This is a genomic window from Legionella sp. ST3F1, from assembly GCF_048553315.1.
GTDB classification, from domain to species: domain Bacteria; phylum Pseudomonadota; class Gammaproteobacteria; order Legionellales; family Legionellaceae; genus Tatlockia; species Tatlockia donaldsonii.
Genome location: NZ_JBLZIO010000009.1, coordinates 1 through 24,567, shown reverse-complemented (window position 1 = coordinate 24,567; position 24,567 = coordinate 1). Strand labels below are relative to the sequence as shown.

The window sequence follows — 24,567 nt, the reverse complement described above, 5'->3', positions numbered from 1 at the left end:
TTTGCAGTTTCAACGCCTTTAACGGGTAATCCACAAAACTCTAATAATCCTGTCTTGACGAGGAGCTGAACTCTTATTTCAATTTGCATAGCCCCCTCCCAATGAGTTGCAAAACCTTATAAGGGACAATTAGGCTGCTGAGCCAACCAACTCTTCTTGTATTCATCGGCGTAACCATCCGCCAGACGGGTGGTTTCGGGCAGGCGATATTTGGGGGATAGCTTTAATATCCATTCCCGCGCGGTGGATAGCGAGATTTTATGGCCGCTAGAGACGTAAACTGGTTTGACTCCGTTACGCGTCCTTAAGACACAACCAATAATTGTTTTATGTTTATCGTAAAGATAAGAAAAACTCCCCCTTGATGGCCCGGGTTCCTCAGCGACTCCGCAAAGCCTGCTTTTGCCGCAGCCAATCGTTGGAATGTTATAAGCCAAGCCTAAATGACAGGCCAAGCCAAAGCCTCTTGGATGCGCGACGCCCTGACCATCGCAGACGATTAAATCTGGCAGTTGGTTTAACTTATCCAGTGCCTTGCTAATTGCTGGTACTTCGCGAAAGGATAAAAAACCTGAACAATAGGGAATAGTGATGGTAGACGTTGCTTCTTGCACCTCGCGAATTGCCAGGGAATCAGCATCGATAACGATAGCGACCGCAAACGCTTGATTCGTTGCTTTATCATAAGCGACATCGACACCAGCAACCGTTTCTATTGGTTTGTTTTGATCGTCCAAACTGAGTAGGGCGGACCATTGGCGTTGATAAAGCATGGCTTGTTGGGTATTGAACTGACCCGCCAGCGTGATATCGACCGGATTTATAAAATTCATTATGTTATCAACATCAACTAGTCCGTTTTCCCCACCGCCTGTTTCATAAGCTCCGTGACCGTTTGCGGATTGGCCAAGGTAGATAAATCACCCAATTCAGCAAGTGTAGAGATTTTCTTATTAGCAATCTGGCGTAATATGCGACGCATAATTTTACCCGAGCGAGTTTTCGGCAAATCAATAACCCACTCAATAACATCGGGTTTGGCAATGGCGCCAATGGTCGTTTTGACGATGTTAAGCAGTTGCTCTTGTAGTTGAGGACTGGGCTTTTGCCCTTCTTTCAAGCTAACAAAAGCGTAAACGGCTTGCCCTTTAATCTCGTGCTCAATGCCTACCACTGCCGCTTCGGCTACCAATGGGTGGGCAACCAAGGCACTTTCAATTTCAGCAGTACCGAGACGATGGCCAGCCACATTGAGGACATCATCAAGACGTCCGGTAATCCAGTAATCACCGTCACTATCTCGACGCGCACCATCACCGGTCAGGTAATAACCATCCCTTAAATACGTCTGACAATAGCGTGCATGATCACCGGCGATGGTCCTCGCCATCGAAGGCCAGGGGTATTTGATGGCTAACAACCCTTCGCCAGCTCCTTTTATCTCCTTCCCGTCTTCATCCAGCAACACTGGATAAATGCCTGGCATGGGGTGGCTAGCGGCTCCGGGTTTGGCTGTATGAAGATCGCCCTGCGGGCAAATCATGATCGCGCCGGTTTCCGTTTGCCACCAGGTATCAACGATGGGAGTATGATTTAAGCCAACGGTTTGTTGGTACCATTGCCAAACTTCAGGATTAATGGGTTCACCCACCGTACCTAATAGACGCAATGACTTTCTACTTGTTGTCGTTAACCATTTATCGCCTTCCCTTTTTAAAGCACGAATAGCAGTGGGAGCGGTATAAAAAACATTCACGCGATATTTGTCAATTATTTCCCAGCAACGGGCAGGTGACGGCCAGGTGGGAACACCAGCAAACATAAGCGTTGTAGTCCCATTGCATAAAGGGCCATAAACCACATAGCTGTGCCCCGTTATCCAGCCAATGTCGGCAGTACACCAAAAAACGTCGTTATCCTTGCAGTTGAAAATATGCTGGTGACTATAAGCGACTTGCACCAGATAGCCGCCGGTTGTGTGCACGACGCCTTTCGGTTTTCCTGTACTGCCCGAAGTATAAAGGATAAAGAGGGGATCTTCGGCATCCATCGATTCAGCAGGGCAAAAGTTACTAACCGTTTGCTTGAGTTCATGCCACCGGTGCTCCCGATTAGCATCAAAGGGAACCGTCGTTTCCTGATCGCTGATCACCAACGTTTGCAAAGGAAGCCCTTTACTCGCGTCATTCGCTTGCTGTTTAAGGGCAACCTTTTTGCCGCCACGCTGGTAACTATCGACGGTGATTAAGAGTTTGCAATTGGCAGCCTCTAAACGCTGTCTTAAGGCGGTTGCTGAAAAACCGGCAAATACGACTGTATGTACGGCCCCAATTCGGGCACAGGCAAGCATTGCAATCGCTGCCTCCGGGATCATGGGCAGATAAATACCAACGGTATCGCCTTTAGCAATACCCAATTTTTTAAGAACATTGGCCATCCGGCATACTTCCTGGTGGAGCTCGGCAAAAGTCAGAATGCGACTTTCATTCGCGTTATCGCCTTCCCAAATAATCGCAGGATGATTGGCTCTTGCAGGTAAATGTCGATCCAGGCAGTTGGCGCTGACATTCAGTTTGGCGCCTGTAAACCATTGCATGTCACCCTGCGTGAGGTTCCCTTTTAAAACGCTGCTCCATGGTTCCAGCCAATCAACATACTTCCGGGCTGTCTCAGCCCAAAATTGCTCTAAAGTGTCCTTTACTTCTTGCGTTGAATTTTCCATGAACTCATTAATCCTCGTCCTTATCCTGGGCAATAAGCTTGATAATGGCAGAGAAATCCATATGCCCCAGCCCTTTTTCATTCATTTTTTGATAAAGCGCCATGGCTTTAGCGCCCATAGGCGTTTCAACATTCACCATCGCGGCAGTACTTTGACTGAGCGTCAAATCTTTCAGCATCATCGCGGCAGTAAAACCGGGTTGATAGGCATTATTCGCAGGAACATTGGGAAGGACATCGGGTACAGGTACATACTGACTCATTGCCCAGCATTGGCCCGATGAATTATTAACAACCTCATATAATTTTTGGTGCGACAGGCCCAGATGCTCTGCTAACGTAAACGCTTCTGATATGCCGATCATTGAAATAGCCAGAACCATGTTGTTACAGATTTTGGCCGCTTGTCCGCTGCCGCCAGCACCAGTATGGATCAGTTTTTTGCCCATTGCGGATAAGACCGGTTTTGCTTTTTCAAAAGCCTGCTCTCTTCCACCGACCATAAAGGTCAAGGTTGCGGCAGAAGCGCCGGCTACACCGCCAGATACTGGGGCATCGATTACCTGAATGTGTCTTATGGTTGCGTGTTGATGGATTTCGCGACTGGTCTGTACATCAATAGAGGAGCAATCGATATACAATGCCTTAGGCGTTGTATGGGCAAAGAGCCCCTGTTCACCCAAGCAAACCTGCCGAACTTGTTTCCCGGTTTGCAGCATCGTAATAATGAAGTCTTGATTTTGAGCCGCTTGTGCCAGAGAAGACGCTTTAGAGCCTCCTGCGGCGACCAAAGCATCGACTGATTTTGCCTGCAAATCAAAACCCGTGACGGAATGCCCCGCCTTCACTAAATTAATAGCCATAGGCAAACCCATGTGGCCTAAACCTACGAATCCAATGCGCGCCATTCTCATCTCCTAACAATTTCTTTTGTAGCCAACCTGGTTACGTTAACAAGTTTGACTACCTCATTTCCAGCCATCTCTTAAAAGCGTATTTATCCATTTGTCGGCATCACAAAGCTGTTTTCACCAAGTTTCGTGGTAGGCCATTTACTGGTAATGGTTTTACGGCGAGTGTAAAAATTAACACTTTCTTCACCGTGCATGTTCGTATCACCAAAAGAAGAGCGTTTCCAGCCGCCAAAAGGATGGCTTGCGATGGGAACTGGAATAGGGACATTGATACCCACCATACCAACCTGGACGCGTTGACTGTATTCGCGGGCACTAAAGCCATCACGGGTAAAAATGGCGGTGCCATTACCATATTGATGGCGGTTGACCAGCGATAAGGCTTGCTCAAAATCAGCGACTCGGGCGACAACCAGAACCGGACCAAAAATCTCATTTTGATAGATAGACATGGACTCATTAACCTGATCAAAAAGGGAGGGACCGACAAAATAACCTTCCGGATGTTCAGGGTGCTTAAAGGAGCGGCCGTCAATTAATAATTTTGCCCCTTCTTCAACCCCTTTATCAATTGCAGCCAGCACGCGCTGTCTATGGGCACTGCTAATCAAGGGCCCCATATCACTATTGGCTTCATCACCAGCATTAATCCGAATCGCACGGACAAGGGGTATTAACTTATCCAGGAGTTTATCAGCCGTTTGATCGCCTACGGTGACCACGACTGAAAGCGCCATACAACGCTCGCCGGCTGAACCAAACGCAGCACCCACAATCGCGTTGGCGGCCTGATCAAAATCAGCATCAGGCATCACCACACAATGGTTTTTTGCACCGCCAAACGTATGGGCCCGTTTACCATGTGCCGTGGCAGTTCGGTAAATTGCTTCGGCAACCGGGGTTGAGGCAACCGCAGTAAAGGCCGCAATATCAGGATGTGCCAATAGCTGCTCAACAGTCTGCTTATCCCCTTGTAAACAATTTGCCACACCGGCGGGTAAGCCTGCCTCAGTTAATAATTCAAATAAGCGAATGGTGGCTGAGGGGTCTTGTTCAGAGGGTTTTAAAATGAAGGTATTACCACAAGCGATAGCAGGGATGGTCATCCATACTGGCACCATCACGGGAAAATTAAAGGGTGAGACGCCAGCACAAACGCCTAAAGGCTGCCGTTGGGTATGGCAATCCATCTGAGTTGCTACGTCAGCGGAAAAGTCACCTTGCAATTGATTGACCAGTCCACAATTAAACTCAACCACTTCAATGGCGCGTAAAATAGAGCCCTTGGCATCATCTAAGGTTTTACCATGTTCGCGTGTCACCAGTTTAGCAATATCAGGCAGATATTTTTCCAGCAGCTCTCTAAATTTAAATAAAATCCTTGCCCTTTTAACGGGGGCAGTCTCCGCCCAGGAAGGCCAGGCTTCTTTGGCAATGGCCACCGTTTTATCACAAAGCGCTTTGTCAGCAAAATAAACCTGGCCAATTGCTTCACCATTAGCTGGATTATAAATAGTATGAGAATTTGTGGTGGTTTCGAGCAGGGATTTGCCACCTATATAATGAGGAACCGTATAAACCATTGCGAAACTCCTTCAGAATCAGGACTTACGAAAAACGCCGTTCTCTTCGTTAAAATTTGATTTTAATTCAGTCGCTTAGTTAAGCTAAACTCCCTCACTAAAATCAAATTTTGCCTCGACCTCGAAATTTTTCATAATCCCAGAATAGTACTTTAAATTAATCAGAAAAAAGACTGAGTGTCACTTGATAATGGCGCTTATCGTCACCCGCATGTACGCCGCGCGTTTCTATTATTTCAAAGTAAGAATGCTGTTCCACAGCTTTTTGCAGGGCATTTTCAACTGCATCAGTGATACCTGAATCTGAATAGCCGGTGTAATCTCCTATTTTTGTCGACATCTGCATATCCCTTCAGATTGTTATGAATAGTCAGTTTAGCATGAACTGTAATGAATATCTTGTAAGAATCATTGATAAAAATTGTCTAGAGTATCGATTTATTTAATAATAAAAAACCGATGTGTACCAGGGATAGTAAGCATGGGGAAAAAAACGATCGTTCGCGTAGCTGAGCACGTCGAAATGAGTGAGCTGCTGTTAGAGCGCTTAAAAGCAATTTTGGGCGAGTTTGAATTAGAACGCTATACCGAATCGCCCAATTTATTACGAAGTTACCAACGCCGCATCGATAGTTTGGAAAAAGCATTCCTCTTTATTCTCCAGACCCAACCGCTCAAAATAGAACCCCCTGCATTAAAAACCTATCTCGACTGGTGTAAAAAACTATGCAAGCTGCCTCCTAATGGCTCAATTGAAGACTATCAGAACGTTCTTTCTCAGTATACGGCGTTGTTAACTGACGCTATCGTTGATTACTACGATTGGCCGCAAGAGGATGGTGCGGAAATATCCATGTTTAGCGATCGGAAGGCTATCGCACAAAAAAAATTGGAGGAAATGAAGAAGATAGCCATAGAACAGCTTAACAAAGCCGAGCAATATGTCCTTATGCACGAAGGCCGCGCTGATTTGGCGACTTTAACGCCACTCAAGGTTAGTAGCCAGAATGAATTCGTCTTGCAATGGGATAGACAACTGCCCCCCTATTCAGAGGAGACGGTAAGCGAGTTGGCAACCATCAAAGCGCTTGGCTTAAAGTGGGCAAAAAAGAAGAAGACTCTCACCACACCAGACTGGTTTCGTCGTTTACCGCTTTATCAGCAAGCCTATTTTCATGGGAGTAACACCCAAGTCAATTCCATTGAAAATTTAGCGATTGATCTGAACAAATTACTCGTCATCTGGCTTAAGCTAAAAACAACCGCTTCCCTACAAGAAGAACTTAGACGTATTGCTGCTGGGGAAACTAACCTGCCTGCCTGGTTTAGAGATTTGCCGGCTAATCAACAAAACCTGATCAGAAATTTGGTGTCCCCCACGGTTACAGTCAGTGAAGTGACTAACAATCTGCGAGCATTGGAAAGCCGGTTACAAAGAATGCATGCCAGCAATTCACCCGAGTTTAATGAGGAGTTGACCGAATTAAAGACCGTACCCTATTGGTATTTAACGCTGGCCGATTACGAACAGCGTTTCCTTAATACGGTCCTGAATCAGGTTCAACGAGTGGAAGAGGCTATTTCTTTTTTACCCAGCCGTTTACGCACCTTACCCATCCTCGCAAATTTTGCTGAACATCAGTTATTACTCCTCAACCAGGACGGTAAGATTACGAAAGCATTTCCAGCCAAACTGCGCTCAAGCCATCTGGCATCCCGTGATGTCGCAGGCCAGCTCCATCAGGTCGGGGAGTTATACACACTGCGGAATCTGGCAAAAATTAGAAATATCGCCGCAAATAGAATGCTACTGCTGCAAACGTTAATCAGCCCAGTCAAATTGCTCAGTGGATTTATGCCTGATTACACCCTTGAGCAGCATCGCCAAAAAGCCGTGGCGGCCGCAAAAAAAGAAGGGGCGAAGTTACTTTTTTCTACCAATCATCCCTTCAACATGGCGCGGGTACTTTATCCTACGCCAGCCACCGATCCAGGATGCACGGCTTTGTTGCAGCAGGCCGAGGCTTATTCCGTTCTGGGTCAATTACCTGATCTGGAAGGTCATTGGAGTTATGAGCAAATTGAAGAGCTCGTGCGGGAGGCCTTTGCTTCGACCTATCTTGCTGAGAACAAGTTACAAGATGACTTGACCCCGAGTAGTTTCTATATCCTGGGCCCCAAATCAGTAAAAGACAATCTGGCCGAGTTATTCCGTACCCATTATCAGGCGTTACAGCAGTTACCCGATTGGCAAAAAGTCGTTAGCCAACATCTGTTTATCATGCATAACCACCTGGAGTCCGAACATCAAACCTTCGTGACTTATCAGCAAGGTCTCGATGATTTGACTGCCTTGGCAAAAGAATATCGAGCGGTATTAAACTCCCCTTTTGGATCAGGGACTATCCTTGATTATTCGGGCCGGGAACTCTTCTTAAGCTCTCTCGAAAATCTGTTAATCATGTACATGGATGGCGTGAGTTATGGATCCTGCGTGAGTGGTAAAGATAGGAAAGCAATCGAAATCATCCATACAGATGCCATGTTATTGTATCAGGAATTATACGGTCGTTGGCCTGGTTTTACTGATACAGGAGCGGCACGCAAAAATTTTGTGAAACTGGTTGTTGAATTATATCTATCAAGACATGGGGCAGAACATGCCGGACAAAATGCGCCAGGGGCAGATAGTATTAAAACGCCGGCTAATTATTGGCCTGCTGATATTGCGGAAGCCATTTGTGACCGATTAGGAAAAAAAGCCCTAACCGTTGATGATATCATAGCGACTAATAATGAGGTCGGAAAAATTGGTGATGCCAAGGCGCGAATCGCCCCTAATTTTGCTGCCTGTGTTGTCGCCGCACAAAAATTATCTAAACCAAATCAGAAAAAGCTCATTGAGCAGATAAAAATTATTGTGGAAGAAAAGGAACAGTGGGAAAAGAGAACTTATAGCTTTCCTTTTTATCCTGCGCCGCCAACCGGCGTTGATCAGATCAAACAGTTATTGAATGTTCCTGGCCAGTACTCCAGTGCGCACATGACCAAAACGCTTGCCGAGATCTATGAGATTGTTCATCAGCGTCCAGAAACATCGTCAACCCGCGATAAGGTGACGCAAATGCTTTATGATAGTATTCTTGCTTTATTCAAGCATGCTGAACCTGAACAAATATGTGCACAGCAAGTTGAACATCTGATTACCATCAAAAATGAATTTTTCAGAGAAAACCAACAACCAATCGCTGTGTACTAGTCGCATAATGACGATCATCAAGCGTCCAGGAGTTGTTCCAGGCCGTAATAAAGGGAATCCAATTGCTGTACTCGCTGGCAGGATAGAATAACACCGGGCATAAAAGAGGCTCTATCGATGCTGTCATGGGTGAGCGTCAGGGTTTCACCACGACTGCCAAAAATAACTTGCTGACGCGCAAGAATACCGGGTAACCGAAGTGAGTGAATAGGAACATTTTGGTGTAAACCACCACGGACTCCCAGGATCAGTTCGTGGGAAGGCAGCTCTTTTTTATCTTGACCTCTTGCCTTGGCGATCATTTCCGCAGTTTTCATCGCTGTCCCTGAAGGCGCATCAAATTTTTGTTGATGATGGGCTTCAATAATCTCTACCTCAGGAAGAAAGCGGGCAGCCTGGGCAGCAAAACGCATCATTAAGACAGCCGCAATTGAAAAATTGGGTACAATAATACCGCCTAATTGTTGTTCAGCACACAGACTTTGCAAATGTTGGATTTGCTCCTCAACAAGGCCGCTAGTACCGATAACGGGATGAGCACCGCTTTCGATAATGGTTACACTATTCTCATAGACAGAGTCAGCACGGGTAAGATCAACGACGATCGCGGCCTGTTTTTCTCTAATTGCCTGGCGCAGGTTATCCTGACGGCCCAACCCCGCTACTAATTCGAAATCAGGATGATTTTTAATGGTTTCACAGGCAAGTACTCCCATTTTTCCTTGGGCACCATTGACAATGACTCGAGCGGGCATGCTATCTCCGATTAAATAAGCGTAGAGAGGATCTTTTAGGGTCTGGTTTCTTTTTGTTTCGATTTTTCTTGCGCATCACGAACGACTTTTTCCGCACGGGCGACCCGCTCAGCCATTGCTTTTTCATTGACTATGCGCAATGCCCAAAGACTGGCAGGAAACCAGCCAATGATTGTCGCTTGCATAATCAAGGCTACCACACCGCCACCAGGATTATCATCCATGAACAGTATGAGCCAGGGAAAAAAAACAGCAAGAAATGTCATGAACATACGTTTTATCATGCTAATAACCTTCACATTGCACTAGCTAAAGTATACACCGAACCAGGAGTTCTAATACAACCCACCTTAAATTTTTATTGAGAAAGAAGCAAGCCCTGTTTCTTGGTTGCTATAAAGTCGCTGCATATCGATTTGCCTTGGCTTGGTCATCCGAGAAAAGAAATTTCTCGTGCTGATTTGCTGGTGATGCAAAGCTTGCAAATGGGATCCAAACGCTGTACATTGTATGCGCATTTTACAGCGAATTTTTTTGTTTTTCCGATACAGCGAAACGATATTCCGCAACTTTTCCCAAGTATTTTCCAGCGGCATCGTCTTTTACTGTAGCCGTTAAGCGTTATCTAACAAGGGTAGTACAATGAGAAGGCAAGAACTTCATCCACGCACAGCAATACTGAATAAAACACAAAAAAATCAATCCAAAAAAGCGCGTAATGAAGCCTTACTGTGGCTTGCCGCTACCTTCCCTGAAGTATTTGACAATAGCCTGCACATTCGCCCCTTGAAAATTGGGATCATGAATGACGTTTTAGCCTATGCTGATAAGGCTGCCGAAGCAGGTATCTCAAAAAGTAAATTGCGTGAAGCCGTTGTTTTGTTTACTCGTCGTATTGATTATCTCACTTGCCTGAAAGCGCGTGAAATGCGGGTTGATTTAACGGGTGCGCCTACTGAAATGGTCACCGAAGAGGAAGCAGAAAAAGCAGCGACCAAAATTAAAAAACGTATTGAAAAAAGTGCACGAAACGCACGCAAAGCAGCGCCTGTTAAAACATCCAGCAGTTATAGCAAACCCTCCTCACACGGGATTAACCAGACACCAGACTTTATTCCCTATCCAGAACGTACACCCGCATTTAGTGCACAAAACGCCCTGGTGCAACCACAGCGTTCGGCAGCAGCCATAGTCGTCAAGCATAAAACATCACGTCAGTTTGATCCCGATGCGGTAGCCCGTTTAAAAGAAAAATTGGGATTATCACGTAAGGTTGAAATGGAAGAAGAGACCGCTGAGTAGTTCGCTTGATTTTTGTTGACGGATCCGATTTATTGAAGTGATTTGAAACTGCTTTTCTAACGCTGGAAAAGCTGCGGTTTTGACAAGGTCGTTTCTGGCAATATCAGGTCGTTCAAGACAGCAAGAAGGATACACTGCATTTCTAATCTGTAGCGCGGATGATTTCCATACAATTGGTTCCACCCGCTTCGCCAATCAGACGCCCTCTTGTTAAAAGCACATACGCGTTATTTTCTAACAAACCAAGCTCTAAAAGATGGGCAATTATTTGCTCATTAATTGCCTCACTTGCCAGATGATGGTAATCAAGCAGGATAGGAAAAACATTATTGACCAAACTTAATTTACTCACTGTACGGGCATTCGCGGTTACTGCATAAATAGGAACATTGCTATGTTGCCGTGACATCCAGATAGCCGTGGCTCCCGATTCAGTGAGGGCAACGATTGCTTTAATAGGAAAGTGATTGGCAGCATGGATAGTCGCCATGGCAATCGCCTGATCAGCGCGATGATAATGACAGCTTTCATTATCCGCCTGATAGAAGAAAGCGGCATGCTTTTCTGCACTGCGACAAATTTTATCGACCATACTAATCACTTTCACGGGAAAATGACCGGCGGCAGTCTCGGCAGATAACATCACTGCATCCGTACCATCGAGGATCGCGTTGGCAACATCAGATACTTCTGCACGCGTGGGTTGCGGCTGATTAATCATGGATTCCATCATTTGAGTCGCGGTAATGACTACTTTATCCAGGCGACGACTTTGCTCGATAATACGCTTTTGGATGGCCGGGACTTCTGCCGCTCCAATTTCCACACCCAAATCACCCCGGGCAACAATAATGGCATCAGCCGCGTTAATGATCTCCGTTAAATGCTGCAAGGCTTCCGTTCGTTCTATTTTTGCAACAATCGGTATATCGATACCACCAAATTGTTTCAATAAATCGTGCACATCACTAATGTCTTTTGCATCTTTAACAAAAGAAAGGCAAAGGTAATCCGCATCAATCGCAATAGCCGTTTCTAAATCTTTCTTGTCTTTTTCAGTCAGGGTTCTGGCTGCCAGGCCTCCCCCTTTGCGGTTTAAGCCTTTGTTGCTATGCAATACCCCCCCTTCAATCACCTGGCAATGGATTAAAGGCGGTTTAATGTCCACCACTTCCAATTCGATTAAGCCATCATCGAGCAACAGGCGATCAGCCACGGCCAACTCATAACATAAGTTGCTATAAGCAACACTGACTTCCTGTTGGTCACCCGGTTCCTGACTGGCGCAATGAAGGGTAAACGCCTGGCCATCGTGCAAATTAATTTTGCCTTTTTTGAAGACGCCGATCCTTAATTTCGGACCCTGAAGATCAGCCATAATGGCTAGCGGATGTTTTAATTCGGCAGCAATTGCCCGGGCTTGTTGGATAAGGGCAAGGACAGTCTCATTGGCATGAGAAAAGTTAACTCGTAAAACATCCACACCTGCAGTAAGCATCGCACGGAGCGTCTTTACATCACTGCAGGCAGGACCGAGAGTCGCAACGATTTTAGTGCGACGTGGTAACATTGGCGCGCTCTTCCAGAATGGCAACAGCGGGAAGTGTTTTACCTTCCAGAAACTCCAGAAATGCGCCGCCTCCTGTCGATATATAAGAAATTTGCTGGTTCAAATCATATTGATCCACCGCAGCCAAGGTATCACCACCCCCAGCAATTGAAAATGCAGAGCTGTCCGCAATGGCAATGGCTAACGCCCTGGTACCATAGGCAAACTGCGGGAATTCAAATACCCCTACAGGACCATTCCAAATCACCGTTTTTGCGGTGTCGATGATATCCACATAACGGCTTACTGTTTCAGGACCGATATCCATAATCATATCATCGCTGGCAACATTGCTTAGTGATTTATTGAACGCCGGACAACTGTCTGAAAACGATTTACCCACCACAACATCGGAAGGCAAGGGAATTTGACAGCCTGTTTTAACCGCCAAATCTAAAATTTCACGGGCTTCCCCAAGCAAGTTCTCTTCATAAAGTGACACCCCAATTTCGAATCCCTGGGCTTTCAAAAAAGTATTGGCAATACCGCCGCCGGGGATGAGGTAATCGACCATACCAACCAATTGTTTTAGCAGACTCAATTTACTGGACACTTTAGCGCCGCCAACAATAGCAACGATAGGCTTTTCAGGATTCCTCAGGACATGCTGCAAGGCTTCCAGTTCCCGCACGAGCAAGGGACCCGCTGCCGCAACAGGTGCATATTTCGCAACACCATAGGTTGAGGCTTGTGCACGATGCGCCGTACCAAAGGCATCCATGACGAAAATATCACAGAGCTTGGCCAATTTTTTCGCTAAGGCATCATCATTGGCTTTCTCACCCACGTTGAAACGCACGTTTTCGCAAATCACCAATTCCCCATTATTGACTTGGATTCCATCCAAATAATCACTCTCAAAACGCACAGGGTAATCAAGGTGCTTGGCTAAATAATCAGCGACTGGCTGCAAAGAAAAACGCTTATCAAATTTACCTTCTTCCGGGCGGCCTAAATGGGACAACACCATCACGGCGGCTCCCTCATCGAGAGCAGCTTGTAAAGTAGGTAAAGCAGCTTGCAGACGCTGATCACTGGTAATGAGTCCGTCTTTGATCGGAACATTTAAATCTTCACGAATCAGTATTCGTTTACCACGAAGGCTGATTTCGCTCATTTTCATTAACTTCATTACACTTATCCTTAACGATTCATCATGTAGTTTGCTGTATCTAACATGCGGTTAGAGAAACCCCATTCATTGTCATACCAGGCAACTACCTTTACTAAATTTCCTAACACTTTGGTTTGAGTGGTATCAAAAACAGCAGAGGCTGGATAATGATTAAAATCGCAAGATACCAGCGGTTCTTCACAAATATGCAGAATTTCATTTTTTGCTTTACGCATGATGTCATTGACTTCTGCAACACTGGTTTCACGTTGCGCAGTAAAGGTTAAATCGACAACAGACACATTTAAAGTAGGAACACGCATGGCAAAACCATCCAATTTTCCTGCTAATTCTGGTAACACCAAACCCACAGCCACTGCTGCCCCTGTTTTGGTGGGAATAATCGATTGCGTTGCAGAACGGGCACGACGCAAATCACTATGGCTGCCGTCCAATAACATTTGATCCTTCGTGTAAGCATGAACGGTATTGACCAGGCCATGATCGATACCCAACGCATCATTCAGAGGTTTAACGACGGGTGCCAGGCAATTGGTCGTACAGGACGCATTGGAAACAATGATATCGGTTGCCCGCAAACTTTGATGGTTTACGCCATAGACAATCGTGGCATCGGCATTTTTACCCGGTGCTGAAATTAAAACTTTTTTGGCACCCGCTGCAATATGCTTCATGGCTGCATCACGACTGGTGAAATGGCCTGTGCATTCAAAAACCACATCAACTTCCATCGCTTTCCAGGGCAGTGCAGTCGGATCACGCTCGGCAATCACCCGAATAGGATGGCCATCGATCACTAGATTATCGCCATCCACACGGACATCGTTGGCAAAACGACCATGCGTGGAGTCATAGCGAGTAAGATGAGCAGTGGTTTCTATCCCCGATAAATCATTAATCGCTACTACATTAAATTCATTTTGACGCCCATATTCATAAATGGCTCGCAAAATACAGCGGCCAATGCGGCCGTAACCATTTATAGCGACTCGTATCGTCATACTACTTCTCCGAATAACAGTGACTCGTAGCGAGTCAGTTTAAAATAGAGCTTTTAAAGCGGCTACTATCTTTTCAACAGTAAGGCCTAAATAGTTGTAAGCTTCCGCAGCGGGTGCAGAAACACCAAAACGATCAATACCAATGACCGCGCCGTCCAAACCTACAAAACGGTACCAATAACCACTCGCAGCCGCTTCAATGGCTATTCGCTTGCGGACCGCATTGGGTAAAACGTCTTCCTGATAGTTCTTATCCTGAGCAATAAAACGCTCGCAACAGGGCATGGAAACAACACGGATTTTTTTCCCTAATGCCGTCATTTGCGCTGCAGCAGCGAGAGCCAGTTGCACTTCGGAGCCGGTTGCTAACAGAATGGCATCAGGTAATCCCTGGCAATCACTCAGGATATAACCGCCTCGTTCAATTCGTTCAGCGGCCTTTGCATCATGGTTTAGAGCAGGCAAATTCTGTCTTGATAACAGTAGGCTGGATGGACCCGTATGATGTTCAAGCGCCTGTTGCCAGGCCACCGCAGTTTCCATCAGATCAGCGGGTCGCCATACCTGCATATTAGGGGTCATGCGCAACATCGCTGCGTGTTCTATGGGTTGATGAGTCGGGCCATCTTCACCCAGGCCGATTGAATCATGGGTAAACACATAAATAATACGTTGCTTCATTAACGCACTTAGGCGCACTGCATTACGGGCATAATCGGCAAAGACTAAGAAAGTACCGCCATAAGGAATAAAGCCGCCATGCAAGGCCAAGCCATTCATAATCGCCGCCATACCGAATTCGCGCACACCATAATAAAGATAGTTACCGGAAAAATCCTCGGCACTAATCGCTTTACTACCCGACCAATCCGTGTTGTTGGAGCCGGTTAAATCAGCGGAACCACCCAACATTTCCGGCAATATACGAGCAAATTGCTCAATGCATTGCTGGGAGCTTTTACGCGTTGCCAACGCTTTATCGCTAGTACGGCATTGCTCGATAAAAGCGGCACTCTGAGTTGGCCAGTTGTCGGGTAAATCGCCATTAATACGACGTAAAAACTCCTGGTAATCTTGTGGATGGTGTTGCTGATAAGTTTGACAGCTTTGAAGCCAGTGGCTTTCGTCATGTTGTCCCTGTTCGACATGATTCCATGCGGCGTAAAGTGCGTCAGGGATTACAAAGGGTGGATGAGGCCAATGAAAGTGTTCTCGCACCTTGGCGACACCGGCGGCTCCCAAGGGGGAACCATGTGATTTTTCGCTGCCGGCAACCGGTGAACCATAACCGATCACGGTTTTACAAATAATTAAACTGGGCTTTTTCGTTTCCTGACGGGCTTGTTCGATGGCTTTTTCAATCGCACTGGGATCATGGCCATCGATAGGGCCAATCACTTGCCAATGATAAGCCTTAAAGCGGTTGGCGGTATCATCAGTGAACCAGGATTCGACCTTGCCATCAATGGAGATGCCATTGTCATCATAAAAGGCAATTAACTTGCCCAGTCCCAAGGTGCCGGCGAGCGAACAGACTTCATGGGAAATACCTTCCATCAGGCAACCGTCACCGACAAAAGTATAGGTATAATGATTAACCAGTTCCAGCTCGGAACGATTAAAGTGGTTTGCCAATAATTTTTCTGCGATAGCCATACCCACCGCATTGGCCAGTCCTTGCCCCAACGGACCCGTTGTTGTCTCAACACCCGGGGTATCAGCATGTTCAGGATGGCCAGGGGTTTTGGAATGCAATTGGCGGAAATTTTTAAGCTCATCCAGGCTTAGGTTATAGCCTGTTAAATGTAATAGGGAATAGAGCAGCATGGAGCCATGGCCGTTTGATAAAACAAACCGATCCCGATCAAACCAATGAGGGTTTTTAGGATTATGCTTAAGGAACTTCTTCCATAATACCGTAGCAATATCTGCCATGCCCAAAGGCATGCCTGGATGCCCGGATTGGGCTTGCTCAACAGCATCGATACTTAAAAAACGGATGGCATTGGCTAAATCATTAGAAAGACTCATGCGTTCTCTTATGTAATCATTAGGGGCACTATTGTCGCTCAGAAGCTTCTATTCAGCAAGTTAGCAGCGTGCTTGTTGTAATAATTATGCACAATAATGAGCTTTTGTGGAGCAAATAGTAGTTAAGTTCATTTAAATTTTACTTTTTGGTTATTTTTTGAGATTATTTTTTGGTTTAACTCATTTTCGGGGTTGTATGACAGTAGCCGTGTTGCGACACATGGGTTCGTTAATTGGAATTGATCAACTACCTGTTACGAGTCCAGGGGATAACGAAACCATTAATTGGGAATTTGGTAAAGAGCTGGCCAAGCAGCCCGCCACGTTCTTTCATCCAATGATCTCAAAGCATCTTGAGCTGAACGTGACGTATAGCGTACTTTGCACAAGGCTTCTCCACGACTTCAGTCGTCCCGGTGTCAGTAAAGCTGAGCTGGTTGAGCAATTGGTTGCTGCCCTGATGATGGCCGAATTATTAACCCCCCTTTATCGTGATTTTTTGGGTGAAGGGCATGAGGTTGCGCGTCTGCAGGATGAGAAAAAGGTCTTTCGGGACTTATTAGCGACACAAAATTATTCGTTTGGCGCGTCAGAGGACAAAGCGATTGCCTTGTCTTCCTGGTCTGGCCAGCGCGTACGGGGCGCGACCCCCAATTGGAATTTTCCCCGTTTGATGTTTGGCCGCAGCAGGCGTTTGTTTACCACCTTGGTACCAATCATAAAGGATTTTCAATTCGTCCGTGATTATCTGATAGAGTCCAAGTTAGGCCGTAAAGTGGCAGCCGCTGACCCTTACCTGGGAGTAATTGTCAGTCACGCTTCCTGGCTGTTTTTTGCACCGAGATTAACCGTAAATTCTATCGTTTTATTAAATTTTCTTGTTCCTAGCTGGTGGACAGCGACAAAGGACAAAAGAATGGGATTGTGGTTGGGGTTTCTGGGGCAATTGCAGCAGCGCTGGTTTGAATTAGGCAATGATTCCCTGTGGATGACATCAGGATTACTAAACTGCTTTGTGCTGACTGGGCCTTTGGCGCCTCTCGGTATCTATGTCACGCTTAGCCTCTTTCTCTTCGACGTACTCTGGGCCCGTTTACGAGCCCGCATTGAACACAACCGTTTAACTGGGCAGCAAAAGATCTATGACGATATGGCCCTGGAAATGGGGGGTGAAGAAACTAAAGAATGGTTAGAGCTAAAAAGCTATCGTGAGCACCTTGCCCAGCGAGTAGATTTTGAAGACAGACGATTGTTTGTCACCCTGGTTAACACCCAGACGCTGATGTTTGGGATGTGCTTCGCCTTCCCGGCTTTCGCAGCGGCGCCACTTCTTCCCTTTCTCGGTGCATTGATCGTATTAACGACTACATTCATGGTTAATCGACATCTCCAGGCCCTGGGACAACTAAGGCCTGTTGATCGCGTCATCGCGTTGAATGATAAAAGTGGTAAATCAATCTATGAAACGGGGCTCACCTTGTTTCGTCCTAGCGAGCCTACAGAACCACCCAAGAACACTGGCTTAGAGGAGGAAGTCCGCAAAGGTATGGGAAAGTTGATTTCTAATGAGAAAGGAATGTCTCATTCAAATAGTGAGCCTCACTTTCTAGTTAGTCAGTCCCCCCTGGCAAGCAGCGACCCTATCATCACGCATGATTCACCTAACTCCTCGTTTATGTAAGAGCATGGAGGTTCAATACGTTCAATGCTATCCTTAGGGCTTTGATAGCATTGAGGATCTCTATGTCAACCGCTAGTTTGCCACAATTTACTTCTCTCGATCCGGCGGGTTTTGTGAACCGCCTTGACTCGCTTTTACAAGATAACCTTCAGCAGATAACTACCCTGTTGGCGCAAAAGAATGCCCACTATACCTGGGATAATCTGATGCGTCCGCTGGAAGACATAGACGATGTTCTGGAGCGCTTTTGGTCGCCTTTATCCCATTTGCACGCCGTTGTTAATTCCAAAGCGCTGCGAGAGTGTTATCAAGCCTGTTTACCCAAGCTTTCCGCGTACGAAGCAGCCATTGGCCATAACCATGATTTATATGATGCGGTTAAGTCTTTAGCGAAAGACCAATTAGATCCTGTCCAGCAAAAGATCGTTGAAGATACCCTCCGTGATTTTGAACTGGCTGGCGTTGCTTTATCGGCAGAAAAGAAACAACGTTTTGAAGCGATCCAAACACGCTTGTCTGAATTATCCAATCAATTTGAAAACAATGTCCTGGACGCTACCCAGGCGTTTAGCCTGCACATTAGCGATGAAAAACGGGTGGCGGGTTTACCTGAACATGCCTTGCATACCGCCGCTGAATTAGCCGCCGAGAAAGGCTTGTCTGGCTGGATGTTCAACCTTGAGTTTCCCTGCTATATCGCCATTATTACTCATGCCGACGATCGAGCCCTTCGCGAAACCTTTTATGAAGCGTATGCCACCCGTGCCTCCGAACAAGGACCCCAGGCTGGAAAATTTGATAATAGTCACGTCATGAATGAGATTCTCGCTCTGCGCCATGAGAAAGCACAGCTCTTAGGTTTCGCCAATTACGCCGAATTATCACTGGCGACCAAGATGGCTGAATCGCCAAAACAGGTCATTGATTTTTTGACCGACTTATCAATTCGCGCCCACCATCAGGCAGAAACCGAGCTCCAGGCGTTGCAGGCGTTTGCCCAAAAACACCATGGCTTAACCAAGCTTGAACCCTGGGATATCACCTATATCTCCGAGAAGAAACGACAGGCCCAGTATGCGATTTCACAGGAAGAGCTACGCCCCTATTTTTCGCTTGCGAAAGTGATGGAAGGCTTATTTACCATCATCAACAAACTGTATGGAATGAAGCTGGAAGAAGTGAAAGGGGTGGATATCTGGCATCATGACGTCAAGTGCTATCGCGTGTCGGATGAGAAAGGACTGGTACGCGGTTATATCTATGTGGATTTGTTTGCCCGTCAACACAAGCGCGGCGGCGCGTGGATGGATTCCTGCCAAAGCCGGCGTAAACTGGCTGACGACAGTATTCAACTCCCTGTTGCTACCTTGACCTGTAATTTTGCCAAGCCGGCCGGGAAAAAAATGCCGACCTTGTCTCACGATGAGGTCTTAACCTTATTCCATGAGTTTGGCCATTGCCTACACCATGTATTAACCAAAGTTCATTATCTCAGTGCGTCCGGGATTAACGGCGTGGAATGGGATGCGGTTGAGCTGCCCAGCCAATTTTTTGAAAACTGGTGTTGGGAACAAAAAGCCCTGCAATTATTGACGCAGCACGTCGATAGCGGTGAGCATTTACCTGACGAGCTCTTTGAAAAATTACTGGCTGCTAAAAATTTCCAATCCGCCATGGCGATGATGCGCCAGTTAGAGTTTTCTTTGTTTGACTTTCGCATCCACCTGGAATTTAGTCCGCGTACGCCAGACTTTATCAGTAAAACACTGACTGAAGTACGTCGACAAACGACGGTTGTGCCGATTGCATCTTACAATCGCTTTCAACACAGTTTCTCCCATATCTTTGGCGGCGGTTATGCAGCCGGCTATTACAGTTATAAATGGGCAGAAGTCCTCTCCAGTGATGCCTTTGCCCGCTTTGAGGAAGAAGGCATCTTCAACACGCAGGCAGGACATGATTTCCTCCATTTTATCCTGGAAGCCGGGGGCTCGAAGAAAGCCGCCGATGCTTACCATGGGTTTAGAGGCCGGGCAGCAACGGTAGATGCCCTTCTGCGTCACAATGGCATTAATCCCTAATAAAAAAGCACCTGGCTTGTTGCTCTACAAGCCAGGTGTTTTCCTGTGAAAATAATTGAGTCGAGTTGAACTTGTCCCTTGTGTTCTGTGTTATAATAAAAGTGTACAAAAAAAGGGGGCGACCTGGTTTCGACGTGGGTTGCGAAACCTGATGTGCATGCCGAGAATGAGAACTCTCGTAAATCAGACTCACTAAATATAAATGCAAACGATGAAAACTTTGCAGGTGAAGCTATCGCTGCGTAAGCTTTGATAGTGTAACCGCACCGTGCGCTGCCATAAAACCAGCGCCCCGTTGACCGAGCTTGCTTACCGGTATCGAATCAACGGTCATAGAAGATAAGCTCGCATCTTGGTCCGTCCCGCATCAAGGTGTTAAATCAAGGGAATCGCCGTGTACCATCCTGCCTGTCGGAGGGGCCACGGTTAACTTAATAGACAAGGCTACGCATGTAGAGCTGACGGCAGAGGATTTGCGGACGCGGGTTCGATTCCCGCCGCCTCCACCAAATTAAAATTCATTCTTATCTTTCATGTAGGTTGGGTCGCGACCCAACGATAAACCACAAATAAAACCTTGGTTACGCCTTTGGCTGCACCAAGGCTACGCTTGCTACACTTGCTACACTTGCTAGAAAAGGGGTCAGAGACTAATCGGGATAAATTTCCAGGACCAAATCATCTCGCTCCAATATTCTCAATTGCTTAATATCGGCTTGTATAACCTGCGCATCATGGTGCTTTAAATGTACTATGCAGATTGCATCATTTACATGGCGAGGTTTTTTAATACGCGTTCCTGATTCAACACATACCTCCAGGGTTTTGAAACTCGGTAAACGCTTTATTTTGGCATCATTTAATTTATTGAATATCCCTATCTTCGTGTTGTACATGAAGGCAAAACTATAGTGTTGTTTTATACTGCGCTTTAGATTGGTTGTGACAGAAATGAACTCTTCGGGATGGGTATACGCGATTACTGACAAATCAAACTGATTATGCCCATAAATTTCATTAAACACAGTTGGACTAGCGGCTGGTCCCATAGGACGGCACCCCACTTCACATAGAACTGGACCATTTTCATCAAGAAAGATTTCTGTATGAGAAGGCCCATACTTTATTTTTAAAGCAGCTAACACCTTAAATAAATAATTTGATAACACGTTTGCTTCCGGTATATTTAAGGGTATAAAGTCAATAGATAGATATAAAGAATGTCCCTCTTCGGTAATTATTTTTGAATAGCGACAAATCTCACTTACTTTATGGTAGCCATTACAACTAACGCAATTCACCGCATATTCAGGCCCCTGAATATACTCTTGTGCTAACATTTCCTCATTCAAGTGATTAAATAAATCAGGCTTATTTAAATAAAGAGCAAAACTTTTCTCAACATCTTCTTCATTTTTGCACAAGGTAAACCCTTCACCTGCGGTACTTTTCAACGGTTTAACTACAATTGGGTAGCGCAACTTCTCCTTGCTTATCCACTTAATTGCAGCAGAAGCACTTTTTGCTTTTGTTTGCCTAATCGTCCTAATGCCGTTATTACGTACTTCTTCTCCCATTAAAAATTTGTCTCTTCGCGCAGGACTAATAGTGACATCATTTGCCGTATTCAACTTATAAAAATTAGCGAGCTTATCTGCAAGAATTATTCCTGTATCTGATCCAGGAACAATAATAATAGGTTTTCCCACCTGATTAATTTCAGAAATGGTTTGCTCTAAATCAGAGTGGATTAACGTTTTTAAATAGTCTTTAGCATCTAAATCGGAAGTAAGTAATTCAGGCAAGTTTTTAGTGCTCTGAACATGCATGCATTTAAGGTTTTGTGCTCCAAAACACTTAGCATAATAACGACCGGTATAATATCCATCTACTACTACACCAATAGCCATAGTTTTATAAGTTCCAATATTTCTATACTACGATGTTGTTAGTAGTATAGCGTACTAAGCCAAGTAAGCACGCCATAAGCCCCATCTATTCTTATTATTACTCTTACACTGACTTTCCAGTTCAGTTTAAATCACATTTTTACAATGAATGATTTTTGCATTAATCTCCAATAAGTACTAATATATGCATATTATCGGAGATTAATGCAAATGTCAGTTGATCAATTTTTCTTTGAACACCCAGTCTTTAGGCATGAGGAATTTGTGCAATTCAAATTAACTCACGGCGATATCTCTCCAATATCAGTAAATACTGCATTAACCTATTACGCAAAATCAGGCAAAATAAAGCCCATTCGCCGAATGCTATATGCCGTTATTCCTCCTAATCAAACTACTGACAGTGTACTGATAGATCCTTATCTTGTAGCAGGGAAAGCAACTGAAGATGCCGTGATTGGCTATCATTCAGCATTGGAATTACTGGGTGTGGCTTATTCCAGCTTTGGACAATTGACCTATATTACTCAGCAAAAAAGCAAACCGTTTGATTTTGATGGTCACTGGTATCAATCGGTTGCGGCACCGCAGGCATTACAAAAAAAACAAGCAGCAAATAGTTATGTTGATACTGTAAACCGGCAAGGTGTTGATATCAGGGTGACCAATGCCGCTCGCACCTATGTTGATGCACTGGATCGGATCGAGCTTTGTGGTGGATGGGAAGAGGTCGTTCGGTCACTCAGCAGCCTTGCGGTTTTGAATATTGATCAGGTAATTGATTATTGTTTAATGCTGAACAATGCTCGACTCAATGCAAAAGTGGGGTATTTTTTAAGTCAACGTCAGGGAGCTTTTGCTGTTACAAAAGAGCAATTGGCTCCTCTGCTTGCAGAAAAGCCCAAAGTTGCTCAATACATAGCGGGGGTATCCGGCGAATCATTTCAATTTGTTAAAGATTGGAACATCTATTTACCTTTATCTGTAATCAATCAATCATGGGAAGAACCTGATGTTGAATTCTAAAGAGCAGCTGATGAGTCAAGCGCGAGCTGGCGGTTATAAACCGGAAATTCTTGAAAAAGTTTATCGGCTGCTTGATGTATTTCAACAAATCATGGCAGTTCCTTTCCTGCAAGAGCGCCTCATTCTAAAAGGTGGAACGGCACTCAACCTGTTCTGTTTTGAACAATTACCAAGACTGTCTGTCGATATCGATCTCAACTATATTGGAGCACTTGATCGAGAAAAAATGCTGGAAGAAAAACCAATGATTGCCGATGCTGTTGAGCAGATCATGGTACAAAATCAATTTGAGCGCCATCGAGCACCCATGAGACATGCCGGAGGGAAGATGGTATGGTTTTATCCAAGTCTGTTGGGGCAGCGGGGTTCATTGGAAATTGATATCAACTTCATGTATCGACAACCGTTGTTTCCAATCGGTTTAAAATCCCCAAACATCGAAGCCTACAAAACCCTCAATGGTCCAGTCCTTGATATTCATGAATTAGCGGCAGGTAAGTTATCTGCTTTATTTGATCGAGGTGCGAGCAGGGATTGGTTTGATGCGCATTATCTGTTAACCCAGATACCCATCGATAAAAATAAGTTAAAACTTGCTTTTGTCACCTATTTGGCAATGACGAGGATTGAGTTTTCAAAGCTTGAACCAGAACAAATAGATTATGATTTAACGGATTTGCGCAATCGATTGGTTCCAGTGATGCATCAGCTCTCTGTTTCAAGAAATACAAGAGAATTAAAAGAATGGGCGACTGCAAGAATAAGCGAACTAAGGCAGGAGCTATCCAGCATATTACCCCTTGAAGAGCACGAGCTTTTGTTCATTAATAAAATTCGAAACGAGGGGATTATATCACCTGAACTTATCACCAATGATCTGGAAATATCACAAAGAATTAAGAATCATCCTGCGATTAACTGGGCGATGAAACAGCGATAACCCATTGTGAAAAACCACCCAATATCTGCCCAAAAAACGGAGGGATTAATATAATCCCATTGATAACCATACGTTAGGAAAAATTGTCGCGGGTTCGATTCCGCTGCCCACCATGATTACATCTAATAATAAATCATACTTGGTACACCCTCAGCTTGATGATTTGTAAGATATTTCTTACATTATTTACCAGGTTTGTCTTAATGACGAGCATCAGCAATTAAGTCATACTGGCGTTATTGGAAGTTGCAAATATCCAGGACATGATGTCCGTGAAAAGGGAGCCAGCACAAGGATGTGCTGACACAGGAAGTGAAATTTGCAACTTACCAAACCAATTTAATCTTCCAGTACATTCTCCTTCTTAATCACACCGTAGCGAATACCTACAATAATTGCACTGGTTATATTCCTGCATCCTAGTTTTTTAAAGATTGCTTGCCGATATTGAGTCACTCGCCGCATGGAGACATTTAAAAAACTGGCAATTTCTTTAAGCCCTTTGCCTTGGGCGGATAAGTAAAGACATTGTTTTTCCTGCTCACTTAAACGCAGGTCGAAACAAATCGGTAGTCTTATCCAGGTATTGGAAAGTAAGGCCTGGATTTCGGCTAGCTGT

General features: G+C 45.2%; 19 protein-coding genes and 1 other RNA gene. 7 read left to right on the top strand and 13 right to left on the bottom strand.

What is annotated here, in order from left to right; genetic code table 11:
- Window positions 1–116 precede the first annotated feature (116 nt).
- From nfi to ACN4Z1_RS07775, 5 genes are all read right to left on the bottom strand, one after another.
- On the bottom strand, window positions 117–833 hold the full coding sequence (gene nfi / locus ACN4Z1_RS07795) for a deoxyribonuclease V (protein WP_228365012.1): 717 nt from the start codon (window positions 831–833) through the stop codon (window positions 117–119).
- A gap of 17 nt (window positions 834–850) precedes the next feature.
- Window positions 851–2,722, bottom strand: coding sequence for an acetate--CoA ligase (gene acs, locus ACN4Z1_RS07790; RefSeq protein WP_228365013.1), 1,872 nt, complete (start codon window positions 2,720–2,722; stop codon window positions 851–853).
- A 7-nt stretch (window positions 2,723–2,729) separates the two neighbouring features.
- Complete coding sequence (gene mmsB, locus ACN4Z1_RS07785; protein ID WP_228365014.1) at window positions 2,730–3,629, bottom strand: 3-hydroxyisobutyrate dehydrogenase; 900 nt, start codon at window positions 3,627–3,629, stop codon at window positions 2,730–2,732.
- An 89-nt stretch (window positions 3,630–3,718) separates the two neighbouring features.
- Window positions 3,719–5,218 carry a CoA-acylating methylmalonate-semialdehyde dehydrogenase gene (locus tag ACN4Z1_RS07780; protein WP_228365015.1) on the bottom strand — a complete coding sequence of 500 codons (1,500 nt, stop codon included), beginning with the start codon at window positions 5,216–5,218 and terminating at the stop codon, window positions 3,719–3,721.
- Window positions 5,219–5,375: 157 nt separating this feature from the next.
- The gene (locus tag ACN4Z1_RS07775; RefSeq protein ID WP_228365016.1) at window positions 5,376–5,558 is read right to left on the bottom strand and encodes a dodecin domain-containing protein; all 183 of its coding nucleotides are present in this window, start codon (window positions 5,556–5,558) and stop codon (window positions 5,376–5,378) included.
- A 141-nt stretch (window positions 5,559–5,699) separates the two neighbouring features.
- Here ACN4Z1_RS07775 and sidP point away from each other — a divergent pair, with 141 nt between their 5' ends.
- On the top strand, window positions 5,700–8,477 hold the full coding sequence (gene sidP / locus ACN4Z1_RS07770) for a Dot/Icm T4SS effector PI-3-phosphatase SidP (protein ID WP_419388102.1): 2,778 nt from the start codon (window positions 5,700–5,702) through the stop codon (window positions 8,475–8,477).
- A gap of 17 nt (window positions 8,478–8,494) precedes the next feature.
- On the opposite strand, the gene dapB is transcribed toward sidP, so the two are convergent.
- A complete protein-coding gene (dapB, locus tag ACN4Z1_RS07765; protein ID WP_228365018.1) occupies window positions 8,495–9,232 on the bottom strand; it encodes a 4-hydroxy-tetrahydrodipicolinate reductase in 738 nt (245 codons plus the stop codon).
- A gap of 35 nt (window positions 9,233–9,267) precedes the next feature.
- On the bottom strand, window positions 9,268–9,516 hold the full coding sequence (locus ACN4Z1_RS07760; RefSeq protein ID WP_228365019.1) for a YqaE/Pmp3 family membrane protein: 249 nt from the start codon (window positions 9,514–9,516) through the stop codon (window positions 9,268–9,270).
- 358 nt (window positions 9,517–9,874) lie between these two features.
- Between ACN4Z1_RS07760 and ACN4Z1_RS07755 the strand changes: the two genes are divergently transcribed.
- Window positions 9,875–10,534 (top strand): ProQ/FinO family protein, encoded by a 660-nt coding sequence (locus ACN4Z1_RS07755; RefSeq protein WP_115222313.1) that lies wholly within the window; start codon window positions 9,875–9,877, stop codon window positions 10,532–10,534.
- A 142-nt stretch (window positions 10,535–10,676) separates the two neighbouring features.
- Here ACN4Z1_RS07755 and pyk read toward each other — a convergent pair whose 3' ends face one another.
- Genes pyk through tkt form a run of 4 tightly spaced genes read right to left on the bottom strand, consistent with a single transcriptional unit; the run spans window position 10,677 to window position 16,310 of the window.
- Window positions 10,677–12,104: a pyruvate kinase gene (gene pyk / locus ACN4Z1_RS07750; protein WP_228365021.1), complete on the bottom strand. Its 1,428-nt coding sequence runs from the start codon at window positions 12,102–12,104 to the stop codon at window positions 10,677–10,679.
- The gene (locus tag ACN4Z1_RS07745) at window positions 12,085–13,275 is read right to left on the bottom strand and encodes a phosphoglycerate kinase (RefSeq protein ID WP_228365022.1); all 1,191 of its coding nucleotides are present in this window, start codon (window positions 13,273–13,275) and stop codon (window positions 12,085–12,087) included. Before ACN4Z1_RS07745 ends, pyk begins: the two co-directional genes overlap by 20 nt.
- An 11-nt stretch (window positions 13,276–13,286) precedes the next feature.
- A complete protein-coding gene (gene gap / locus ACN4Z1_RS07740; RefSeq protein WP_228365023.1) occupies window positions 13,287–14,279 on the bottom strand; it encodes a type I glyceraldehyde-3-phosphate dehydrogenase in 993 nt (330 codons plus the stop codon).
- Window positions 14,280–14,318: 39 nt separating this feature from the next.
- Window positions 14,319–16,310, bottom strand: coding sequence for a transketolase (gene tkt / locus ACN4Z1_RS07735; protein WP_419388101.1), 1,992 nt, complete (start codon window positions 16,308–16,310; stop codon window positions 14,319–14,321).
- Between the two features lie 157 nt (window positions 16,311–16,467).
- Between tkt and ACN4Z1_RS07730 the strand changes: the two genes are divergently transcribed.
- The 3 genes from ACN4Z1_RS07730 to ssrA all read left to right on the top strand — a co-directional run bounded on the left by ACN4Z1_RS07730 (window position 16,468) and on the right by ssrA (window position 20,581).
- Window positions 16,468–17,991, top strand: coding sequence for a hypothetical protein (locus tag ACN4Z1_RS07730; protein ID WP_419388100.1), 1,524 nt, complete (start codon window positions 16,468–16,470; stop codon window positions 17,989–17,991).
- 62 nt (window positions 17,992–18,053) lie between these two features.
- Window positions 18,054–20,072: a M3 family metallopeptidase gene (locus tag ACN4Z1_RS07725; protein WP_419388099.1), complete on the top strand. Its 2,019-nt coding sequence runs from the start codon at window positions 18,054–18,056 to the stop codon at window positions 20,070–20,072.
- Between the two features lie 114 nt (window positions 20,073–20,186).
- Window positions 20,187–20,581: a transfer-messenger RNA gene (ssrA, locus tag ACN4Z1_RS07720) on the top strand.
- Window positions 20,582–20,722: 141 nt separating this feature from the next.
- Here the strand turns inward: ssrA and ACN4Z1_RS07715 are convergent.
- Window positions 20,723–21,982, bottom strand: coding sequence for an ATP-grasp domain-containing protein (locus ACN4Z1_RS07715; protein ID WP_419388098.1), 1,260 nt, complete (start codon window positions 21,980–21,982; stop codon window positions 20,723–20,725).
- A 210-nt stretch (window positions 21,983–22,192) separates the two neighbouring features.
- On the opposite strand from ACN4Z1_RS07715, the gene ACN4Z1_RS07710 reads away from it, so the two are divergent.
- Entirely contained in the window at window positions 22,193–23,008 is an 816-nt protein-coding gene (locus tag ACN4Z1_RS07710; RefSeq protein ID WP_228365035.1) for a type IV toxin-antitoxin system AbiEi family antitoxin domain-containing protein, read from the top strand.
- Window positions 22,995–23,948 carry a nucleotidyl transferase AbiEii/AbiGii toxin family protein gene (locus tag ACN4Z1_RS07705; RefSeq protein ID WP_228365036.1) on the top strand — a complete coding sequence of 318 codons (954 nt, stop codon included), beginning with the start codon at window positions 22,995–22,997 and terminating at the stop codon, window positions 23,946–23,948. The genes ACN4Z1_RS07710 and ACN4Z1_RS07705 overlap by 14 nt, the downstream gene beginning before the upstream one ends.
- Window positions 23,949–24,287: 339 nt before the next feature.
- Here ACN4Z1_RS07705 and ACN4Z1_RS07700 read toward each other — a convergent pair.
- Window positions 24,288–24,567 (bottom strand): response regulator transcription factor (locus tag ACN4Z1_RS07700; protein ID WP_419423042.1); only part of this gene is annotated, 280 nt, incomplete at its 5' end.

What these genes read in the sequence shown, in the direction of transcription:
- ACN4Z1_RS07780 (WP_228365015.1), bottom strand. Translation starts at nt 5,218, where the DNA reads ATGGTTTATACGGTTCCTCATTATATAGGTGGCAAATCCCTGCTCGAA.
- tkt (WP_419388101.1), bottom strand. Translation starts at nt 16,310, where the DNA reads ATGAGTCTTTCTAATGATTTAGCCAATGCCATCCGTTTTTTAAGTATC.
- ACN4Z1_RS07710 (WP_228365035.1), top strand. Translation starts at nt 22,193, where the DNA reads ATGTCAGTTGATCAATTTTTCTTTGAACACCCAGTCTTTAGGCATGAG.
- ACN4Z1_RS07755 (WP_115222313.1), top strand. Translation starts at nt 9,875, where the DNA reads ATGAGAAGGCAAGAACTTCATCCACGCACAGCAATACTGAATAAAACA.
- ACN4Z1_RS07705 (WP_228365036.1), top strand. Translation starts at nt 22,995, where the DNA reads ATGTTGAATTCTAAAGAGCAGCTGATGAGTCAAGCGCGAGCTGGCGGT.
- pyk (WP_228365021.1), bottom strand. Translation starts at nt 12,104, where the DNA reads ATGTTACCACGTCGCACTAAAATCGTTGCGACTCTCGGTCCTGCCTGC.
- ACN4Z1_RS07760 (WP_228365019.1), bottom strand. Translation starts at nt 9,516, where the DNA reads ATGATAAAACGTATGTTCATGACATTTCTTGCTGTTTTTTTTCCCTGG.
- nfi (WP_228365012.1), bottom strand. Translation starts at nt 833, where the DNA reads ATGAATTTTATAAATCCGGTCGATATCACGCTGGCGGGTCAGTTCAAT.
- sidP (WP_419388102.1), top strand. Translation starts at nt 5,700, where the DNA reads ATGGGGAAAAAAACGATCGTTCGCGTAGCTGAGCACGTCGAAATGAGT.
- gap (WP_228365023.1), bottom strand. Translation starts at nt 14,279, where the DNA reads ATGACGATACGAGTCGCTATAAATGGTTACGGCCGCATTGGCCGCTGT.
- ACN4Z1_RS07715 (WP_419388098.1), bottom strand. Translation starts at nt 21,982, where the DNA reads ATGGCTATTGGTGTAGTAGTAGATGGATATTATACCGGTCGTTATTAT.
- acs (WP_228365013.1), bottom strand. Translation starts at nt 2,722, where the DNA reads ATGGAAAATTCAACGCAAGAAGTAAAGGACACTTTAGAGCAATTTTGG.
- ACN4Z1_RS07725 (WP_419388099.1), top strand. Translation starts at nt 18,054, where the DNA reads ATGTCAACCGCTAGTTTGCCACAATTTACTTCTCTCGATCCGGCGGGT.
- mmsB (WP_228365014.1), bottom strand. Translation starts at nt 3,629, where the DNA reads ATGGCGCGCATTGGATTCGTAGGTTTAGGCCACATGGGTTTGCCTATG.
- ACN4Z1_RS07745 (WP_228365022.1), bottom strand. Translation starts at nt 13,275, where the DNA reads ATGAAGTTAATGAAAATGAGCGAAATCAGCCTTCGTGGTAAACGAATA.
- dapB (WP_228365018.1), bottom strand. Translation starts at nt 9,232, where the DNA reads ATGCCCGCTCGAGTCATTGTCAATGGTGCCCAAGGAAAAATGGGAGTA.
- ACN4Z1_RS07775 (WP_228365016.1), bottom strand. Translation starts at nt 5,558, where the DNA reads ATGTCGACAAAAATAGGAGATTACACCGGCTATTCAGATTCAGGTATC.